This window comes from Streptomyces spiroverticillatus, assembly GCA_014650415.1.
In the GTDB taxonomy this organism is placed as follows: Bacteria; Actinomycetota; Actinomycetes; order Streptomycetales; family Streptomycetaceae; genus Streptomyces; species Streptomyces spiroverticillatus.
Map to the genome: position 1 here is coordinate 24,503 of BMUX01000019.1, position 18,827 is coordinate 43,329.

General features: G+C 69.8%; 17 protein-coding genes. 4 read left to right on the forward strand and 13 right to left on the reverse strand.

The window, feature by feature from the left end; all coding sequences use genetic code 11:
- Positions 1–59 precede the first annotated feature (59 nt).
- The 8 genes from ruvX to IE269_RS35265 form a co-directional block, all read right to left on the reverse strand.
- Complete coding sequence (gene ruvX, locus IE269_RS35230; protein ID WP_189827358.1) at positions 60–524, reverse strand: Holliday junction resolvase RuvX; 465 nt, start codon at positions 522–524, stop codon at positions 60–62.
- Positions 524–3,193, reverse strand: coding sequence for an alanine--tRNA ligase (gene alaS, locus IE269_RS35235; protein ID WP_189827359.1), 2,670 nt, complete (start codon positions 3,191–3,193; stop codon positions 524–526). Before alaS ends, ruvX begins: the two co-directional genes overlap by 1 nt.
- A complete protein-coding gene (locus tag IE269_RS35240) occupies positions 3,193–3,528 on the reverse strand; it encodes a DUF6167 family protein (protein WP_189827360.1) in 336 nt (111 codons plus the stop codon). The genes alaS and IE269_RS35240 overlap by 1 nt, the downstream gene beginning before the upstream one ends.
- 7 nt (positions 3,529–3,535) lie before the next feature.
- Entirely contained in the window at positions 3,536–3,979 is a 444-nt protein-coding gene (locus tag IE269_RS35245) for a DUF948 domain-containing protein (protein ID WP_189827361.1), read from the reverse strand.
- Between the two features lie 201 nt (positions 3,980–4,180).
- Positions 4,181–4,795, reverse strand: a complete 615-nt coding sequence (gene rpsD / locus IE269_RS35250; protein WP_189827362.1) for a 30S ribosomal protein S4 — start codon at positions 4,793–4,795, stop codon at positions 4,181–4,183.
- A 336-nt stretch (positions 4,796–5,131) separates the two neighbouring features.
- Positions 5,132–5,815 carry an HNH endonuclease family protein gene (locus IE269_RS35255; protein WP_189827363.1) on the reverse strand — a complete coding sequence of 228 codons (684 nt, stop codon included), beginning with the start codon at positions 5,813–5,815 and terminating at the stop codon, positions 5,132–5,134.
- A 63-nt stretch (positions 5,816–5,878) separates the two neighbouring features.
- The gene (locus tag IE269_RS35260; protein ID WP_189827364.1) at positions 5,879–7,231 is read right to left on the reverse strand and encodes a replication-associated recombination protein A; all 1,353 of its coding nucleotides are present in this window, start codon (positions 7,229–7,231) and stop codon (positions 5,879–5,881) included.
- A 48-nt stretch (positions 7,232–7,279) separates the two neighbouring features.
- The gene (locus IE269_RS35265) at positions 7,280–7,927 is read right to left on the reverse strand and encodes a vitamin K epoxide reductase family protein (protein WP_189827478.1); all 648 of its coding nucleotides are present in this window, start codon (positions 7,925–7,927) and stop codon (positions 7,280–7,282) included.
- 415 nt (positions 7,928–8,342) lie between these two features.
- Here IE269_RS35265 and IE269_RS35270 point away from each other — a divergent pair, with 415 nt between their 5' ends.
- The gene (locus tag IE269_RS35270; protein ID WP_189827365.1) at positions 8,343–9,197 is read left to right on the forward strand and encodes an ABC transporter ATP-binding protein; all 855 of its coding nucleotides are present in this window, start codon (positions 8,343–8,345) and stop codon (positions 9,195–9,197) included.
- Positions 9,194–10,045 carry an ABC transporter permease gene (locus IE269_RS35275; RefSeq protein ID WP_189827366.1) on the forward strand — a complete coding sequence of 284 codons (852 nt, stop codon included), beginning with the start codon at positions 9,194–9,196 and terminating at the stop codon, positions 10,043–10,045. The genes IE269_RS35270 and IE269_RS35275 overlap by 4 nt, the downstream gene beginning before the upstream one ends.
- Positions 10,046–10,113: 68 nt before the next feature.
- On the opposite strand, the gene hisS is transcribed toward IE269_RS35275, so the two are convergent.
- Entirely contained in the window at positions 10,114–11,376 is a 1,263-nt protein-coding gene (gene hisS, locus IE269_RS35280; protein ID WP_189827367.1) for a histidine--tRNA ligase, read from the reverse strand.
- Positions 11,377–11,386: 10 nt separating this feature from the next.
- A complete protein-coding gene (locus IE269_RS35285; protein WP_189827368.1) occupies positions 11,387–12,082 on the reverse strand; it encodes an MBL fold metallo-hydrolase in 696 nt (231 codons plus the stop codon).
- A 169-nt stretch (positions 12,083–12,251) separates the two neighbouring features.
- Between IE269_RS35285 and IE269_RS35290 the strand changes: the two genes are divergently transcribed.
- Together IE269_RS35290 and IE269_RS35295 are read left to right on the forward strand one after the other, a co-directional pair.
- Complete coding sequence (locus IE269_RS35290; protein ID WP_189827369.1) at positions 12,252–13,070, forward strand: peptidylprolyl isomerase; 819 nt, start codon at positions 12,252–12,254, stop codon at positions 13,068–13,070.
- A 171-nt stretch (positions 13,071–13,241) separates the two neighbouring features.
- Positions 13,242–14,471 (forward strand): DUF349 domain-containing protein, encoded by a 1,230-nt coding sequence (locus IE269_RS35295; protein ID WP_189827370.1) that lies wholly within the window; start codon positions 13,242–13,244, stop codon positions 14,469–14,471.
- 67 nt (positions 14,472–14,538) lie between these two features.
- On the opposite strand, the gene IE269_RS35300 is transcribed toward IE269_RS35295, so the two are convergent.
- The 3 genes from IE269_RS35300 to secF all read right to left on the reverse strand — a co-directional run bounded on the left by IE269_RS35300 (position 14,539) and on the right by secF (position 18,827).
- Positions 14,539–17,007: a RelA/SpoT family protein gene (locus IE269_RS35300; protein ID WP_189827371.1), complete on the reverse strand. Its 2,469-nt coding sequence runs from the start codon at positions 17,005–17,007 to the stop codon at positions 14,539–14,541.
- Positions 17,008–17,205: 198 nt separating this feature from the next.
- Positions 17,206–17,754 (reverse strand): adenine phosphoribosyltransferase, encoded by a 549-nt coding sequence (locus IE269_RS35305; RefSeq protein WP_189827372.1) that lies wholly within the window; start codon positions 17,752–17,754, stop codon positions 17,206–17,208.
- The gene (gene secF / locus IE269_RS35310; protein WP_189827373.1) at positions 17,751–18,827 is read right to left on the reverse strand and encodes a protein translocase subunit SecF; all 1,077 of its coding nucleotides are present in this window, start codon (positions 18,825–18,827) and stop codon (positions 17,751–17,753) included. The genes IE269_RS35305 and secF overlap by 4 nt, the downstream gene beginning before the upstream one ends.

Consider the following 18,827-nt stretch of genomic DNA (forward strand, 5'->3'; position numbering starts at 1 on the left):
AATTCCTGTGCGGCAGCTGTTCGAACGCCGCCACGGCGCGGAACGTTACCGTATCGCGATCAGACAACCACTTCGACGCCTTCGCCGGGAAGCTCTCCCGACACCCGTTCGGACTCCAGGGCGTTCTGAAGAATGACGATCGCGGCGGCCTGGTCGATGACGGACCGCCCCTTTTTGGACTTCACGCCCGAAGCGCGCAGCCCCTGAGTGGCCGTCACCGTGGTCATCCTCTCGTCGACCAGCCGTACGCCGATCGGGGCAATGCCCTTGGCGAGCTCCTGGGCGAACTTCCTGACCTTGGCCGCGGCCGGGCCCTCGCCCCCGTTGAGGGAGCGAGGGAGTCCGACGACGACTTCGAGGGGTTCGTACTCCTCGACCAGTTGGCGCAGCCGCCGGTGGGCGGCCGGGACGTCACGTCCCGGCACGGTCTCCACCGGGGTGGCGAGGACCCCGTCGGGGTCGCACGAGGCGACCCCGATCCGGGCGTCCCCGACGTCGATCGCGAGACGGCGTCCGCGCCGCATCAGGCCGTTTCCCCGACCATGCGCTCGACGGCGTCGATGGCGTCGCCGATGGCCTCGACGCTCTGGCCGCCGCCCTGGGCGACGTCCGGCTTGCCGCCGCCGCCCCCGCCGAGGGTCTTGGCGGCGGTGCGCACCAAGTCGCCTGCCTTCAGGCCGCGCTGACGGGCCGTCTCATTGGTGGCGATGACGGTCAGCGGGCGGCCGTTGGCCGTGGTGAACAGGGCCACGACGGCGGCCCGGTCGCCCTGGATGCGGCCGCGCACGTCGAGGACGAGCTTGCGCAGGTCGTCGGCGGAGGTGCCGTCGGGCACCTGGCCGGTGACCAGGGCGACGCCCTTGACGTCCTTGGCTCCGGCGACGAGTCCGGCGGCGGCCTGCAGGACCTTCTCCGCGCGGAACTTCTCGATCTCCTTCTCGGCGTCCTTCAGCTTGCCGAGCATGGAGGAGATCTTCTCCGGGAGCTCCTCGGGACGGCCCTTGACCAGCTCCTGGAGCTGGGCGACGACCGTGTGCTCACGGGCCAGGAACTTGTACGCGTCCACGCCGACCAGGGCCTCGATGCGGCGCACGCCCGAGCCGATGGACGACTCGCCGAGCAGCTTCACCAGACCGAGCTGGGCGGTGTTGTGGACGTGCGTGCCGCCGCACAGCTCCTTGGAGAAGTCGCCGATGGTGACGACGCGCACCCGCTCGCCGTACTTCTCGCCGAACTCGGCGATGGCGCCCTGCTTCTTGGCCTCGTCGATCGACATGACCTCGGCGTGGACGTCCATCTCGTGCGAGAGGACCTCGTTGATGCGCTGCTCGACGTCGATGAGTACGTTGCCGGGCACCGCGGCCGGGGAGCCGAAGTCGAAGCGGAAGCGGCCGGGCTGGTTCTCGGAACCGGCCTGGGCGGCCGTCGGACCCAGCGCGTCGCGCAGCGCCTGGTGGGTGAGGTGCGTGGCGGAGTGGGCGCGGGCGATGGCGTTGCGACGGTGCACGTCGATGATCGCCTGGGCCTGGGCTCCGACGGTGACCTCGCCGACCTGGACGACGCCCTTGTGGACGTACACACCCGGGACGGGCTTCTGGCAGTCGCGGACCTCGACGATGGCGCCGCTGTCCAGCTTGATGCGGCCGGTGTCGCCGATCTGGCCGCCGCCCTCGGCGTAGAAGGGGGTGCGGTCCAGGACGATCTCGACGTCGTCGCCCTCGGTGGCGACCGGCGAGGGCACGCCGTCCACCAGGATGCCGACCACGCGGGACTCGCCGGAGGTGGAGGTGTAGCCGATGAAGTCGGTCTCGCCGGAGGCGTCCGCGATCTCGCGGTAGCCGGACATGTCGGCGTGGCCGTGCTTCTTGGCCTGGGCGTCGGCCTTGGCGCGGTCCCGCTGCTCCTTCATGAGGCGGCGGAAGCCCTCCTCGTCCACCGAAAGGCCCTGCTCGGAGGCCATTTCGAGGGTGAGGTCGATCGGGAAGCCCCAGGTGTCGTGGAGCAGGAACGCCTTGTCGCCGGAGAGGACGCTGCCGCCGGCGGCCTTGGTCTCGGTGACGGCGGTGTCCAGGATGTTGGTGCCGCCCTTGAGGGCCTTGAGGAAGGCGGCCTCTTCGGCGAGGGCGACGCCCAGGATGCGCTGGCGGTCGGTGATGAGCTCCGGGTACTGCTGGCCCATGGTGTCGATGACCGTGGTGACCAGTTCCTGGACGACGGCTCCGGTGGCACCCATGAGGCGCATGTTGCGGATGGCGCGGCGCATGATGCGGCGCAGCACATAGCCGCGGCCCTCGTTGCCGGGGGTGACGCCGTCGCCGATGAGCATGACGGAGGTGCGCATGTGGTCGGCGACCACGCGCATCGAGACGTCGCTGGCGGGGGCGGCGCCGTAGCGGACGCCGGTCAGCTCGGTGGCGGTGTCCATGACGACGCGCAGGGTGTCGGTCTCGTACATGTTCTGTACGCCCTGGAGGATCATGGCGAGACGCTCAAGACCCAGACCCGTGTCGATGTTCTTGGACGGCAGCTCGCCGAGGATCTCGAAGTCCTCCTTGCCGATGCCGGCGCCGCGCTCGTACTGCATGAAGACCAGGTTCCAGATCTCCACGTAGCGCTCGTCGTTGACGGCCGGGCCGCCCTCGACGCCGAACTCGGGACCGCGGTCGTAGTTGATCTCCGAGCAGGGTCCGCAGGGTCCGGGGACGCCCATCGACCAGTAGTTGTCCTTCTTGCCCAGGCGCTGGATGCGCTCGGCGGGGACACCGATCTTCTCGCGCCAGATCTCCTCGGCCTCGTCGTCGTCGAGGTAGACGGTGATCCACAGGCGCTCGGGGTCGAGGCCGTAACCGCCGTCGTCGACGGACTTCGTCAGGATCTCCCAGGCGAAGCGGATGGCCCCTTCCTTGAAGTAGTCCCCGAAGGAGAAGTTGCCGCACATCTGGAAGAACGTGCCGTGCCGGGTGGTCTTGCCGACCTCTTCGATGTCCGGGGTGCGGACGCACTTCTGGACGCTGGTGGCGCGCTGCCAGGGGGCCTTGACCTCACCCAGGAAGTACGGCTTGAAGGGCACCATGCCCGCCGGGACCAGGAGCAGAGTCGGGTCGTCCGCGATGAGCGACGCCGAAGGGACAACGGTGTGACCGCGCTCCTCGAAGAAGCTCAGCCAGCGGCGACGAATTTCTGCCGACTCCATCAGTGGTCCTCATTCCGGTTGTACGAAGTCCCGTTGGTGTACGGGGTTCTGGGGTTGTCGAGGGCAACGGCGTACCGCTGCGGGGGAAGCTCTCGTACGTTGTCGGGCGCCGCGTCGAGGCCGAGCGCGTCGCCCAGTTCGGCCTCGCGCTGGACCATTCCGGCCCGGACGTCGAGCGCGAAGTCCTTGAGCCTGTGGCCCGCTTCGACCGCCTTGTCGGCGGCCTGCGCGGCGAGGCTCTCGGGGCTCAGCGCCTTGATCTTGCGGTTGACCTTCTGGGTGGCCCACACGCCGGCTGCGGCGCCTGCGGTGAACCAGAATGTACGGCGGAACATCGCAGCCTCAGTTCTTGTTTCCGCGGGACCCTTGCTTGCGGCGGCGCGCTGCGGGCAGAGTCCGGCCGACGATCACGGTGCGTTCCGGAGCCGGCGGCTCCGGCGACTTGCGGCGGCCGATCGCCCGGCGCACGCCGTACCCGAAGGCGGCGACCTTGACCAGGGGGCCGCCGAAGGTGGAGGCGACGGTGGTGGAGAGCGCCGAGGCGTTCGAGGTGACTTCCTGGACGTCGGAGGCGATCGCGTCGACCCGGTCGAGCTGCGTCTGCGCGGAGCGGACGGTCGCGGAGGCGTCGGCCAGCAGCGGAACCGCCTGGTCCGTCACGTCGGCCACCATGCGGGTCGTCGCCTTGAGCGTCTGCGCCAGCCTCACCAGCACCAGGGCCAGGAAGGAGACGAGGATCGCCCAGAAGACGGCCACCAGGATGCCGGCCACCTCTCCACCGGACACGATGCGCTCCCTTGTGATCAAGATGTTTGCGGGACGAAAAGTCGTTCCGCGAGCCTATCGCGCCGGGGCAAGCGCTCCGTACCGGATATCGCACGCCCCGCCGGGGCGGCCCCACAACGCGCAAACCCGCCGCTCCCCGCTCCGGTGAGGGAGCGGGAAGACGACGGGCAGTGCACGCACGTGCGTAAGTGCTACGCCGAATCAGCGGGCGTAGTACTCGACGACCAGCTGCTCGTCGCAGATGACCGGGATTTCCTTGCGGTTCGGGTCGCGGTCCAGGCGGAAGGCCAGGGCCTTCAGGTTGACCTGGAGGTAGCGCGGGGTCTCACCCTCCGGGGCGTAGCCACCCTCGCGGGCGACCTGGAAGGGGACCTTCTCGCGGCTGCGCTCGCGGACCATCACGACGTCGTCGGGACGGACACGGAACGACGGCTTGTCGACCTTGCCACCGTTGACCTCGATGTGGCCGTGGACGACCATCTGGCGGGCCTGGTAGATGGTGCGGGCGATGCCCGAACGCAGGACCAGGGCGTCGAGGCGACGCTCGAGCTCGACGACCAGCGCCTCGCCCGTCTTGCCTTCGGCCTTCTTGGCGCGGTCGTAGGCGCGCGCCATCTGGCGCTCGCTGATGTCGTACTGGGCGCGCAGACGCTGCTTCTCGAGCAGACGGACCTTGTAGTCCGAGTTCTGCTTGCGGCCACGGCCGTGCTCGCCCGGCGGGTAGGGGCGCGACTCGAAGTACTTGACGGCCTTCGGCGTCAGCGCAATGCCGAGCGCGCGGCTCTTCTTGACCTTGGGGCGGGACTGGTTCGGCACGAACCAACCTCTCTATCTGTGTGGATAACGGCTTCACCAGGGTTAAGGGAGGTCGCATCCGCAGCCTGGGAAACCCCTCCGTCGCCGGACGGGCAGCCGCTCCCTGGTCTGGGCACTATGTGCAGCACGCGAGTGGCCCACCGATCCTTCGGGAATCCCGGGGATGATGGGCTGCCCGCGACACCTTCAACGGTGCGCGACGCTCCTGGAACACCCTCGAAAGGGGCTCCGGCTGCATGTCCCGTTCTGGTGATGCCGGTACGAGACCGGACACGGGACGCAGCGCTTCGGTCGATTGTACGGGGTCGGGCGCGATGGTGCGGACCGGGCCGCCCGTCAGCCGCAGGTCCCCAGCATCTCGAAGAGCGCGCCCTTCTCGGGCGGGGTCACGGTCAGCGCGTACTTGGCTTTGATGCCGGTCCAGCGGCGCGCGTACTCGCACCAGTATTCACGCCGGGGCTTCCACTTGTCGGGGGTCTTGCTGCTCTTGTCGTAGTTCGCCTGCTTGTCGACCGCGAGGAGTACGTCCAGGTCGTTGGCGTACGTCAGCCGCTTCTCCGGCGTCCAGGCCCAGGCCCCGGCCCGCCAGGCGGCGCCGAGCGGGACGACGTGGTCGGTCTGGATCTGGGAGGCCCGGCGGTAGGAGTACGGGAGTTCCTTGCCGGTGTACGGGTCGTGGAGGACGCCGGACAGGGGCACGCAGGCGTCCGGGTCGCCCTGGTCGGTGACGGTGAGGTCCCGGTGGAGGACGTCGTCGCGGGTGTCGCAGCCGTTGCGCCCGCCGGGGGCGTCGGTCTCGTCCGACCAGGTCTCGCCGAACTCCGCCCTCTTGTACGTCTCCCAGTTCTTGCCCCAGGCGACGGTGAGCCCGGCCAGCTCGCGGCGGGCGGTCGCGGTGTCGGGCGGGAAGCCGTGGCTGGTGAGGGGGACGGGCGAGGGCCGCTCGGGCGGGGTCTCGGCCTGGTGGCAGGCGGTGGCCGCCGCGAGGCAGACGAGGAGTACCGCCGTTCGTCGGGCCATGTTCCGGAGCGTAGTCGCGCGGGCACACTCCCGCCCGTCGCGTACGCCCCGCCCCGTGGAACCTCACCCCTTCCCGTTGAGCCTCTCCCGCACCTTCTCCACCACGTCCGCGTACCGGGCTTCGGCGCCGTAGCGGGTGGGCGTGTAGTACCGCTTGTCCTTGACCTCGTCCGGGGCGTACTGCTGGGCGGCGATTCCGCCCGGCACGTCGTGCGGGTAGACGTACCCCTGGGCGTGGCCGAGCTTGGCGGCGCCCTTGTAGTGCCCGTCGCGCAGGTGCGGGGGGACGGCGCCGGCCAGACCGTTCCGTACATCTGCCTGGGCGGCCTGGATGGCGAGGGTCGCGGCGTTGGACTTCGGGGCCAGCGCGAGGGCGATGGTGGCGTGGCTGAGGGTGAGGGCGGCCTCGGGGAAGCCGATCATGGCGACGGCCTGGGCGGCGGCGACGGCGGTCGGCAGGGCGGTGGGGTCGGCGAGGCCGATGTCCTCGCTGGCGGAGATCATGAGCCGCCGGGCGATGAAGCGGGGATCCTCACCGGCCTCGATCATCCGTGCCAGATAGTGCAGCGCGGCGTCCACGTCGGACCCCCGGATGGACTTGATGAGGGCGCTGGCGACGTCGTAGTGCTGGTCGCCGTCGCGGTCGTACCGTACGGCGGCCCGGTTGACGGCCTCCTCGACCGTCTCCAGGGAGATCTCCTCCTCCCCCTTGGAGATCGCCGCCCCTGCCGCCGCTTCCAGGGCGGTCAGGGCGCGCCGGGCATCACCGCCCGCGATCCGCAGGATGTGGTCCTCGGCGTCCTGGGGCAGAGTGACCGCGCCGCCGAGGCCGCGCTCCTCGGCGAGGGCCCGGTGCAGCAGCCCGCGCAGATCCTCGTCGGTAAGAGACTCAAGGGTGAGGAGCAGAGACCGGGACAGCAGCGGCGAGATGATCGAGAAGTACGGATTCTCGGTCGTCGCCGCGATGAGCGTCACCCAGCGGTTCTCCACGGCGGGCAGCAGGGAGTCCTGCTGGGCCTTGCTGAAGCGGTGGATCTCGTCGAGGAAGAGGACGGTCTCCTTGCCGTACCCCCCGGAGGCCCGACGGGCGCCCTCGATCACGGCCCGTACTTCCTTCACCCCCGCCGTGATCGCGGACAGCTCCACGAACCGCTTCTGGGTGGCCTGACTGACCACGTACGCCAGGGTCGTCTTGCCGATGCCGGGCGGCCCCCACAGGATCACGGAGGACGCCCCGGCGGGACCACCGCCGCCCTCCCCCACCAGGCGGCGCAGCGGGGAACCCGGCTTGAGCAGGTGCTTCTGCCCGAAGACCTCGTCGAGGGTGCGCGGGCGCATCCGGACGGCCAGGGGGCTGCTGGACGGGTCGCTCGCCTGGCGTTCTTCTGCGGCTGCGGTAAAGAGATCGGGCTCCACAACCTGAAGCCTAGGTCAGCCCACTGACAACGCCCTCGGGCGAGGGGGTCAGCTGGTCCAGAAGCTCCACCAGTTGGTCAGGATCAGGATCCCGATGACGCCGATCCACAGCACCGGCACGACCCAGGGGAACTCGACCAGCCCGTTGCGCAGGGCGCGCGGGGCGGGCAGCACACGGTGCTTGAGGTTGTGGGTGGTCACGTAGCAGAACATGAAGATGGTGGCGACCCAGGCCAGGCAGCACCACAGGCACAGCGAGCGGATCGTGTACAGCGACTGGTACTGGAGGTACGTGCAGAAGACGACGCCGAAGAGGGTGCCGGCGTTGAGCCCGAGCCAGTACCAGCGCTTGTAGCGCGCGCCCGCGAGCAGGGCGACGCCGATCGCGATCACCATGCCGTACGTGACCAGTCCGAGCATCGGGTTCGGGAACCCGAAGAAGGACGCCTGGTCGCTCTTCATGATGTTGCCGCAGGCGACGACGGGGTTGAGGCTGCACGCGGGGGTGAAGCTCGGATCCTCGAGCAGCTTGAACTTGTCGATCGTGATCACCCAGGCGGCGAGCAGGCCGGCCGCTCCGGTGATGATCAGCATCCAGGCGAGGCCCTTGCCCGCCCCGATGAGGCCGGTGCCGTCCCGCTCGTCCGTGTCCGCAGACGCGCCCTCTGACACGTCGTCAACCTCTGTCGTCGTCATATCGCCGTTCCGTCGCTGCTGGGCCTTGTTGGGCTCGCTCATTCTGCCGCACAGTGCTTGCCGCTGGAGCGCGGGGCGATGCGGCTCGGTCGGCTGGGCACCCGGTGCCGGGGGGCGGGTTTCGCCCCAGCCCCGCCCCTTCACCTACACCCGCGGGGCAGTTGCACGGTTCCGTGCGGGTGCGTCGTGGCTGGTCGCGCAGTTCGCCGCGCCCCTGAGATGCCTGCCCTTCGGGCGGCATATCAGCCCGTCCGGCGTTTGAGGACGCGCGGGCGCAGCCCGTGCAGGGGGCGAGGGGCGTAGCCCCATCGGGAACAGCAACCCACCAACAGCCCCGTACGGACAGGGTCGGCCCCGGACGGGAACAGTGCAAGGGCGGGGCGGAATCGCGTATTCGCGCCCATTCTCGTAAGCCATGACAGCACACGCAGTGGAAGTGCGCGGCCTGCACAAACGGTACGGCGACGTGACCGCCGTCGACGGCCTGGACCTGGGCATCCGGTACGGCGAAGTGTTCGGCCTGCTCGGGCCGAACGGGGCCGGCAAGAGCACCACGGTGGAGATCCTCCAGGGCCACCGCAGCCGCGACGACGGAGAAGTGGCGGTGCTGGGCGCGGACCCGGCGACCGCCGACCGCGCCTGGCACGCCCGGGTGGGCATCGTCTGGCAGGACGAATCCGCACCGGCGGAGTTGACCGTACGGGAGACGGTGACGCACTTCGCCCGCTACTACCCGAAGCCCCGGGACCCCGACGCGGTGATCGCCCTGGTCGGCCTGGAGGCGAAGGCGAAGGCCCGGATCAAGAGCCTGTCCGGCGGCCAGCGGCGGCGCCTGGACGTGGCGCTCGGTGTGATCGGAGGCCCCGAGCTGCTGCTCCTCGACGAGCCGACGACCGGTTTCGACCCGGGAGCACGGCGCCAGTTCTGGGAGCTGATCCGGATGCTGGCGGCGGAGGGCACGACGATCGTGCTGACCACGCACTACCTGGAGGAGGCCGAGGCACTCGCCGACCGGCTGGCGGTGATCGCGGCGGGCAAGGTGGTCGCGGAGGGCAACCCGGCCCAGTTGCGGGCCGAGTACGGCACGTACGCGACGGTGGAGTGGCAGGAGGCCGACGGCGCTCCGCGCTCGGAGCGCACCCGGACCCCGACCCGGACCGTCGCCGAGCTGACGGGCCGCTTCGACGGGGAGATCCCGGGCCTGCGGATCACCCGCCCCACCCTGGAGGACGTCTACCTGCGCCTCACCGGACAGGAGGTGGCGCCGTGACCACGGACCCCGGCACGAAGACGAGGACCGCGTCCGCCGAGACTCCCCCGCTGCCCGGCGTGTGGACGATCGGGCTCCAGCGGGGCGGCGTCGAGATCAAGCAGTTCTTCCGCCAGCGCGACCAGGTGATCTTCACCTTCGCGTTCCCGATCGTCTTCCTGGCCCTGTTCGCGTCGATCTTCCGCGACAACCTGGAGGGCACCGGCATCACCGCCTCCCAGCTGTACGTGCCGACGATGCTGGCCTCGGGTCTGATGTCGGTCAGCTTCCAGTCGCTGGGCATCTCGATCGCCGTCGAGCGCGACGAGAAGGTGCTGCGGCGGCTGCGCGGGACGCCGATGCCGCCGGCCGCGTACTTCCTGGGGAAGATCTGGCTGGTGCTGGCCACCGGGGTCGCGGAGGCGGTGATCCTGCTGGCGGTAGGCTCCACCCTGTTCGACGTGGATCTCCCGGCGACGGCGGGCAAGTGGCTGACCTTCGTGTGGATCTTCGTGCTGGGGCTGACGGGGTGCGCCCTGCTGGGCATCGCGGTCAGCAGCCTGCCCACCTCGGGCAAGAGTGCGTCGTCGGTGGTGATCCTGCCGTTCCTGCTGCTCCAGTTCATGTCCGGGGTGTACATCCCGACCAAGGAGCTGCCCGACTGGATGCTGTCGGTCGGGTCCTTGTTCCCGCTGAAGTGGATGTGCCAGGGGCTGCGCGGGGTGTTCCTGCCGGAGTCGGCGGCGTCGCTGGAGCACGCGGGGGCGTGGGAGTACGACCGGATCGCGCTGGTGCTCGGGGCGTGGGTGATCGGCGGTCTGGTGCTGTGTCTGCTGACGTTCCGGTGGAAGAGCAAGCAGGACGGGTGAGGGTACGAGGCGGGGGCGCCCGGAATCGGTGATTCCGGGCGCCCCCGTCGACGTACGACCGCGAAAAATCAGCCCAGGCGGCGCTGGAGCTCCGCGACGACCGCGTCCAGCGCGACCGGCTCCTGCTCGCCGGAATCCATGTCCTTGATCTGGACCTGGCCCTCGGCGAGATCGCGCTCACCGGCGACCACGACGTAGCGCGCGCCGCTGCGGTGGGCGTTCTTCATGGCCGACTTCAGACCGCGTCCGGTGAAGGAGAAGTCGGTCGCGACCCCGGCCTTCCGCAGCTCGACGACCTTGGCGAACAGCACCCGGCGGGCCTCCTCGCCGAGCGGCACCGCGTACACCGAGGTGGCGGCGGGGATGTCGAGCTCGACGCCCTCGGCCTCCAGCGCGAGGACCGTGCGGTCGACGCCGAGCGCCCAGCCGACGGAGGGCAGCGCGGGGCCGCCGATCATCTCGGAGAGGCCGTCGTAACGGCCGCCGCCACCCACCGCGGACTGCGAGCCGAGACCGTCGTGGACGAACTCGAAGGTGGTGCGGGTGTAGTAGTCCAGGCCGCGCACCAGCTTCTCGTCGTCCTCGAAGGCGACGCCGGCGGCCGTGATCAGTGCCCGTACTTCCTCGTGGTACGCCTTGCACGCGTCGCACAGGTAGTCGCGCAGCACCGGGGCGCCGACGAGCTGCTTCTGTACGTCGGCGCGCTTGTCGTCGAGGACGCGCAGCGGGTTGATCTCGGCGCGGCGGATCGTCTCCTCGTCGAGGTCGAGGCCGCGCAGGAAGGACTGGAGGGCCTCCCGGTAGACGGGGCGGCACTCCTTGTCGCCGAGCGAGTTGAGGAGGATGCGGAAGTTCTGGAGGCCGAGCGAGCGGTACGCCTGGTCCGCCAGGATGATCATCTCGGCGTCCAGCGCCGGGTCCTCGGCGCCGATGGCCTCGGCTCCGACCTGCGAGAAGTGGCGGTAGCGGCCCTTCTGGGGGCGCTCGTAGCGGTAGTACGAGCCGGAGTACCAGAGCTTGACGGGCAGGTTGCCGACCTTGTGGAGGTTGGCCTCCAGGGCGGCGCGCAGCACGGAGGCGGTGCCCTCGGGACGCAGGGCGAGCTCGTCGCCGCCCTTCGTGGTGAGGGTGTACATCTCCTTGGTCACGATGTCGGTGGACTCGCCGACACCGCGCGCGAACAGCTCGACGTTCTCGAAGCCGGGGGTCTCGATGTAGCCGTAGCCGGAGTTCTTCAGCGGCGCGGCGATGGCCTCGCGCACAGCGAGGAACTTCGCGGAGTCCGGGGGAAGCAGGTCGTACGTGCCCTTGGGGGCCTTGAAGGTGCTCACGGGAGGGGTTTCACATTCCTCGTCGAGGGGCGGGCGCGTCGTCCAGTCCCCGCAGGTACGGGTTGGTCGCGCGCTCCTGGCCGATGGTCGTCTGGGGGCCGTGCCCGGACAGCACCACGGTCGAGTCCTCAAGCGGCAGGCACACTCGGGCCAGCGACTTCAGGAGATCGGCGTGGGAGCCGCCGGGAAAGTCGGTGCGTCCGACGGAGCCGGCGAACAAAAGGTCGCCCGAGAAGAGGATCGGCGGGATGTCCGCCGCCTCGGGCAGCCCGAAGGTCACCGACCCCTTCGTATGGCCGGGCGCGTGCGACACGGTCAGGTCCAGACCGGCGAGCTTCAGCTCGGCGCCGTCGTGCAGCTCCTTGACGTCGTCCGGCTCCCCCACGGTCAGCTCGCCCATGAGCTGGGCGCCCAGGGAGCGGCCGAGGGCCTTCTCCGGGTCGCTCATCATGAAGCGGTCCTCGGGGTGGATCCAGGCGGGCACGTTCTTCGCGCCGCACACGGGGACGACGGAGGCGACGTGGTCGATGTGGCCGTGGGTGAGCACGACGGCGACGGGCTTCAGCCGATGCTTCTTCAGCGTCTCCTCGACACCCTGGGTGGCCTGGTGGCCGGGGTCGATGATGACGCACTCCTCGCCTGCGGCGGGGGCGACCAGGTAGCAGTTGGTCCCCCAGGCCCCGGCGGGGAACCCGGCAATAAGCACGATCGTCCTCTTCGTGGTCGTCCAGCCAGTCTTTGTCCATTGCACGTGCAATAGATCAGAGCCTACCGGCGCTCCTCGTCCCACAGGTAACCCATATACGGTACGGGCTAGCTCGGGCCCGGTCGGACATCTGTCCGGCACCAGACGACACGTACGAGGAGAAGACCCGGTGGTCAGCAGCGATCAGCGGCGGCGGCAGCTCGCCAGGGAGAAGTTCGAGCGCCAGCAGCAGCGGCGTGCCGAGAAGCAGCGCAGGGCACGCCGGCGCGCGGCCGTGATCGGCGCGGCGGTGGCCGTGGTCGTCGCGGCGGCGGCGACGGCGTTCGCCACGGGCGTCTTCGACGGCAAGTCCGTCAAGGACAAGGAGGACGGGACCAACGTCGCCGACGCCCCGCCCCCGACGCCCACGAAGAAGCCCGATCCGTGCAAGAAGCCCGCCCCGGGTCAGACAGCCAAGCTCTCCTTCGACAAGGAGCCGAAGCTCGACGTCGACAAGTCGGCGACGTACCGGATGAAGCTGGCCACGACCTGCGGCGACATCGCTCTCGACCTGGACGCGAAGAACGCCCCGCGCACGGTCAACTCCTTCAACTTCCTCGCGAACAAGGGCTACTTCGACCACACCAAGTGCCACCGCCTCACCACCCAGGGCATCTACGTCCTGCAGTGCGGCGACCCGACCGCCGCGGGCACCGGCACCCCCGGCTACAAGCTGCCGGACGAGAACCTGAAGGACCCGAAGGTCAAGGGCGGCACCTACCCGGCGGGCACGGTCGCGATGGCCAACTCGGGCCCGAACACCGGAGGCAGCCAGTTCTTCCTGGTCTACAAGGACAGCCCGCTGCCGCCGAACTACACGCCGTTCGGCACCATCAAGGCGGGTCAGGACGTGCTGGAGAAGATCGCTGGTGCGGGTGAGTCGGCCGGGACGGGCGACGGGGCCCCGAACGCCACGGTGGTCATCGACAAGGCGACCGTCACGAAGTAGACCACTGGGTAAACCCAGATGTGCGGGATGCGGACAGCCGCCCTGCACGTCGCCTATGTTGGCGGTGTGCAGGGCGTCTGTCGCCCCGCGATCAACTGTGGACGTTGAAAGACGTGTGGACGATGTCCGGGGGCTCACGAGTCTCGGCGGGCATCATGTGGAGGAGGCGCTGTGAGCAGCGACCCGTGGGGCCGTGTCGACGAGACGGGCACCGTGTACGTGCGTACGGCCGACGGTGAGAAGGTCGTCGGTTCCTGGCAGGCGGGCTCTCCCGAGGAGGCTCTGGCCTACTTCGAGCGCAAGTACGAGGGCCTGGTCGTCGAGATCGGGCTTCTTGAGCGCCGGGTGAAGACCACCGACCTGTCGGCGAAGGACGCCCAGACCGCGATCGACCACCTGCGGACGCAGGTCGACGAGCACCACGCGGTGGGCGACCTGGCGGCGCTGACCAAGCGCCTGGACGCACTCGTCTCGACGGTCGAGACGCGCCGCGAGGAGCGCAAGGCGGAGAAGGCCAAGCAGGCCGACGAGGCCAAGTCCGCGAAGGAGGCGCTGGTCACCGAGGCGGAGGAGCTGGCGCAGAGCGACCAGTGGCGTTCGGCGGGCGAGCGGCTGCGGGCCCTGGTGGACACCTGGAAGGGTCTGCCCCGGCTGGACCGCAAGGCGGACGACGAGCTGTGGCACCGCTTCTCGCACGCCCGCTCGGCGTTCTCCAAGCGCCGCAAGGCGCACTTCGCGTCGCTGGACGCGCAGCGCGAGGAGGCCCGCAAGGCCAAGGAGAAGCTGGTCGCCGAGGCCGAGTCGCTGTCGAAGTCGACCGACTGGGGCGGCACGGCGGCGCGTTACCGCGAGCTGATGACCGAGTGGAAGGCGGCGGGCCGCGCCCAGCGCGAGTTCGAGGACGATCTGTGGAACCGCTTCCGCGGCGCCCAGGACGTCTTCTTCGCCGCCCGCGGCGAGACCTTCGCCGAGCGGGACGCGGAGCAGGGCGAGAACCTCAAGCTGAAGGAGGAGCTCGCCGCCGAGGCCGAGAAGCTGGTGCCGGTGAAGGACCTGAAGAGCGCGCGCGCCGCGTTCCGGGCCCTCAACGAGCGCTGGGAGGCCATCGGCCACGTGCCGCGCGACGCCCGTCCGAAGGTCGAGGGCCGGATGCAGGCCGTCGAGCGCGCTCTCCAGGAGCAGGAGGAGAACGAGTGGCGGCGCACCAACCCGGAGGCGCGTGCCCGTGCCGCCGGCCTCACCGGTCAGCTCCAGGACGCCGTCGAGAAGCTCCAGAAGCAGATCGACGCCGCCCGCTCGGCCGGCAACAACGCCAAGGCCGACAAGCTGGCGCGTGAGCTGGAGGGCCGTCAGGCCCTGCTCGACCAGGCGCTGAAGGGCCTGGAGGAGTTCGGCGGCTGATCCTCAGCGTCCCAGGTATGCGGAAGGGGCCCCCGGCATCGCGCCGGGGGCCCCTTCCTCGTACCGACTAGGGACGTCGCGCCGACGTCACCCGGTACACGTCGTACACGCCCTCCACTCCCCGGACCGCCTTCAGGACGTGCCCCAGGTGCTTGGGGTCGCCCATCTCGAAGGTGAAGCGGGAGGTGGCCACCCGGTCGCGGGAGGTCTGGACGGCCGCCGACAGGATGTTGACGTGCTGGTCGGACAGGACGCGGGTGACGTCCGAGAGCAGCCGGGACCGGTCGAGGGCCTCGACCTGGATGGCGACCAGGAAGACCGAGGACTGGGTGGGCGCCCACTCGACTTCGAGGATCCGCTCGGGCTGCTGCGACAGCGAGTCGACATTCACGCAGTCCGCGCGGTGCACGGAGACTCCGCTGCCGCGCGTCACGAAGCCGATGATCGGGTCGCCGGGGACGGGCGTGCAGCACCGCGCCAGCTTGACCCACACGTCGTCCGTGCCCTTGACGACGACACCGGGGTCGGCGTTGGACCGGCGCTTGCTGCGGCTGTGCGAGGGCGGCGAGCTCTCCGCGATGTCCTCGTTGGCCGCGTCCTCGCCGCCGAGCGACTGGACCAGCTTCTGCACGACGGACTGCGCGGTGACATGGCTCTCGCCGATCGCCGCGTACAGGGACGAGATGTCCGGGTAGCGCATCTCGTGGGCGAGGGTGACCAGCGAATCGCCCGTCAGGATCCGCTGGATCGGCAGGTTCTGCTTGCGCATGGCACGCGCGATGGCGTCCTTGCCCTGCTCGATCGCCTCGTCGCGGCGCTCCTTGGAGAACCACGCCCGGATCTTGTTGCGCGCCCGCGGCGACTTGACGAAGCCGAGCCAGTCCCGCGAGGGTCCCGCACCGTCCGCCTTGGAGGTGAAGACCTCCACCAGGTCGCCGTTGTCCAGGGTCGATTCGAGCGGTACGAGCCGCCCGTTGACCCGCGCTCCTATCGTCCGGTGCCCGACCTCGGTGTGCACCGCGTACGAGAAGTCGACCGGGGTCGCGCCCGCCGGGAGCGCTATGACGTCGCCCTTGGGGGTGAAGACGAAGACCTCGTTGCGGGACAGGTCGAAGCGCAGCGACTCCAGGAACTCGCTGGGGTCCTCCGTCTCCTTCTGCCAGTCCAGCAACTGCCGCAGCCACGCCATGTCGTTGACGGCGTCGTCCTTGTGCCGGGGCACGTCGGTGCGGACCTTGGAGGCTCCGGCGACGGCCTCCTGCTTGTACTTCCAGTGCGCGGCGATGCCGTACTCGGCACGGCGGTGCATGTCGAACGTGCGGATCTGCAGCTCGACCGGCTTGCCGCTGGGCCCGATGACCGTCGTGTGCAGCGACTGGTACATGTTGAACTTGGGCATCGCGATGTAGTCCTTGAAGCGCCCCGGAACCGGGTTCCAGCGCGCGTGCACGGTACCCAGGGCCGCGTAGCAGTCCCGTACCGTGTCGACAAGTACACGAATCCCCACCAGGTCGTAGATCTCGGCGAAGTCCCGTCCTCGCACGATCATCTTCTGGTAGACGCTGTAGTAGTGCTTGGGCCGCCCGGTGACGGTCGCCTTGATGCGTGCGGCCCGCAGGTCGCTCTGCACCTCGTCGGTCACTATGGCCAGGTACTCGTCGCGCTTGGGCGCGCGCTCGGCGACCAGGCGCACGATCTCGTCGTACATCTTGGGGTAGAGGATCGCGAAGGCGAGGTCCTCCAGCTCCCACTTGATGGTGTTCATTCCCAGGCGGTGGGCGAGCGGCGCGTAGATCTCCAGGGTCTCGCGCGCCTTCTTCTCCTGCTTCTCGCGCTTGAGGTAGCGCATGGTGCGCATGTTGTGCAGGCGGTCGGCGAGCTTGATCACCAGGACGCGCGGGTCCTTGGCCATCGCCACGACCATCTTGCGTACGGTCTCGGCCTGCGCGGCCTCGCCGAACTTGACCTTGTCGAGCTTGGTGACGCCGTCGACCAGCAGGGCGACCTGGTCGCCGAAGTCGCGGCGCAGCGTGTCGAGCCCGTACTCGGTGTCCTCGACGGTGTCGTGCAGCAGACCGGCCATCAGCGTCGCCGGGTCCATGCCCAGCTCGGCGAGGATCGTCGTCACGGCGAGCGGGTGCGTGATGTACGGGTCGCCGCTCTTGCGCTTCTGACCCCGGTGCCAGCGCTCGGCGACCTGGTAGGCGCGCTCGATGGTGCGCAGCGTCGCCGTCTCGATCTTGGGGTCGTTGCTGCGCACTATCCGCAGCAGCGGCTCCAGGACCGGGTTGTACGGGGACTGGCGCTGCACGCCGAGGCGGGCGAGCCGGGCGCGCACGCGGTTCGAGGAACCTCCCGTGCGGGCCGTGGGGCCCGCGGGGGGCGCGGGGCGGACGGCGGGTGCCGGGGCCGGGCCGTTGGCGCGCTCCGGGGCCACCGGCGGCTTGGGCTTCTCGGCCGGGGTCTTCGGGGGCGTGGCGCCCGCCGCGGCCTTGTCCGGCTGCGGGGTGGCGACTGGCTGGGCCTCGTCAGGCAAGGGCGCTCCTCGTACGGGCCTGGGCTCCGGGGCTCCCCCGTGTGGGGCGGCCCGGTTCAGGTTCTCTCCCGGTCGGGTCCGGAACGCCCATGGTATCGACCCTTGGCCGCCCGTTCTTCCTGGGCCGGAAGTGGAGGTACGGGAAAGGCGGGCCCCGGGGTGTCCCGGTGGCCCGCCTTTCCTTCGTACGGTGTGCGGTCAGACCGCGATCAGGGTGTCCAGCGGTGCCCCCCGGAGTGCGGGCTCCAGCTTGGCGCGGCCGCCCAGGAAGCCGAGCTCCATGAGCACGGCGACTCCGGCGACCTCGGCCCCGGCCCGGCGGATCAGCTCCAGCGCGGCCCCGGCGGTGCCTCCGGTGGCGAGGACGTCGTCGATGACGATGACGCGGTCGCCCGCGTTCAGGTCCTCGGCGTGCACCTCGATCTCGGCGGTGCCGTACTCCAGCTCGTACGCCTGCGAGAGCGTCGCGCCGGGCAGCTTGCCGGCCTTGCGGACCGGGATGAACCCGAGGCCCGCGCGGACGGCCACCGGGGCGGCCAGGATGAAGCCGCGCGCCTCCAGGCCGACGATCTTCGTGGCGCCGTGCTTGACGCACAGCTCCGCGAGGGCGTCGGTGAGGGCCGTGAAGGCCTCCGGGTCGGCGAGCAGCGGCGTGATGTCCTTGAAGACGACGCCGGGCTTCGGGTAGTCCTGCACGTCCTTGATGCGGCTGAGCAGGAGCTCGCGGGTGGTGTCCGTGTACGTCATCGGCGCTTCCCCGATGCGGGACGGCCGCGGCTGGGCCGCGGGCCGACCACGGCGGCCGGGACGGCGTCCTGCGGGGCGTCGCCCTCGGCGGCCGGGCCGTTCTTGGCCTCGGCGGCGCGCTTGGCGAGGATGCGCTTTTTCAGGGCCTTCATCGCCGGGTCGCGCTCCTTCAGGTCGGCGACCAGCGGAGTGGCGATGAAGATCGAGGAGTACGCACCGGCCGCGAGGCCGACGAACAGCGACAGCGAGATGTCGTTGAGCATGCCCGCACCCAGCACACCGCCACCGATGAACAGCAGACCGGCGACCGGCAGCAGGGCGACGACCGTGGTGTTGATGGAACGCACCAGGGTGCCGTTGAGGCTGCGGTTGGCGATCTCGCTGTAGGTGAAGCGGGTCTGCTTGGTGATGTCCTTCGCGCCCTCCTTGAGACCGTCGAAGACGACGACGGTGTCGTAGAGGGAGTAACCGAGGATCGTCAGCAGACCGATCACGGTGCCCGGGGTGACCTCGAAGCCCACCAGGGCGTAGATGCCCACGGTGATCGTGAGGTCGTGGACCAGGGCGATGAGGGCGGCGACGGCCATCCGCCACTCGAAGGCGATGGCCAGGTAGATCACCACCAGGACCATGAAGACCGCGAGACCGGTCCAGGCCTTGTTGGCGATCTGCTCGCCCCAACTGGGGCCGACCAGCTCGGTGTTGATCTTCTCGGTCGGGACGCCGAGGTCCTGCGCGAGCTTCTCGGTGACCGGAGCGGCGGTCTTGGTGTCGAGGCCGCCGACCTGGATGCGCAGGGTGTCGTTGCCGAGCTTCTGGACGATGGCGTCGTGGCCGGACGCCTTCTCGGCGTCCTCCTTCGCCTTCTCCACGGAGACCGAGGTGGGGGGCGTCGTGAAGAGCGCACCGCCCTGGAACTCGATGCCCATGTTGAGGCCCTTGAAGGCGAGCCCCGCGATGGCGACGACGGTGATCAGTACGGAGATCCCGTACCAGATCATCCGCTTCCCGACGAAGTCGTAGCCGACCTCGCCGCGGTACAGCCGGGCGCCGATGCTGCCGAGTCGCGACAT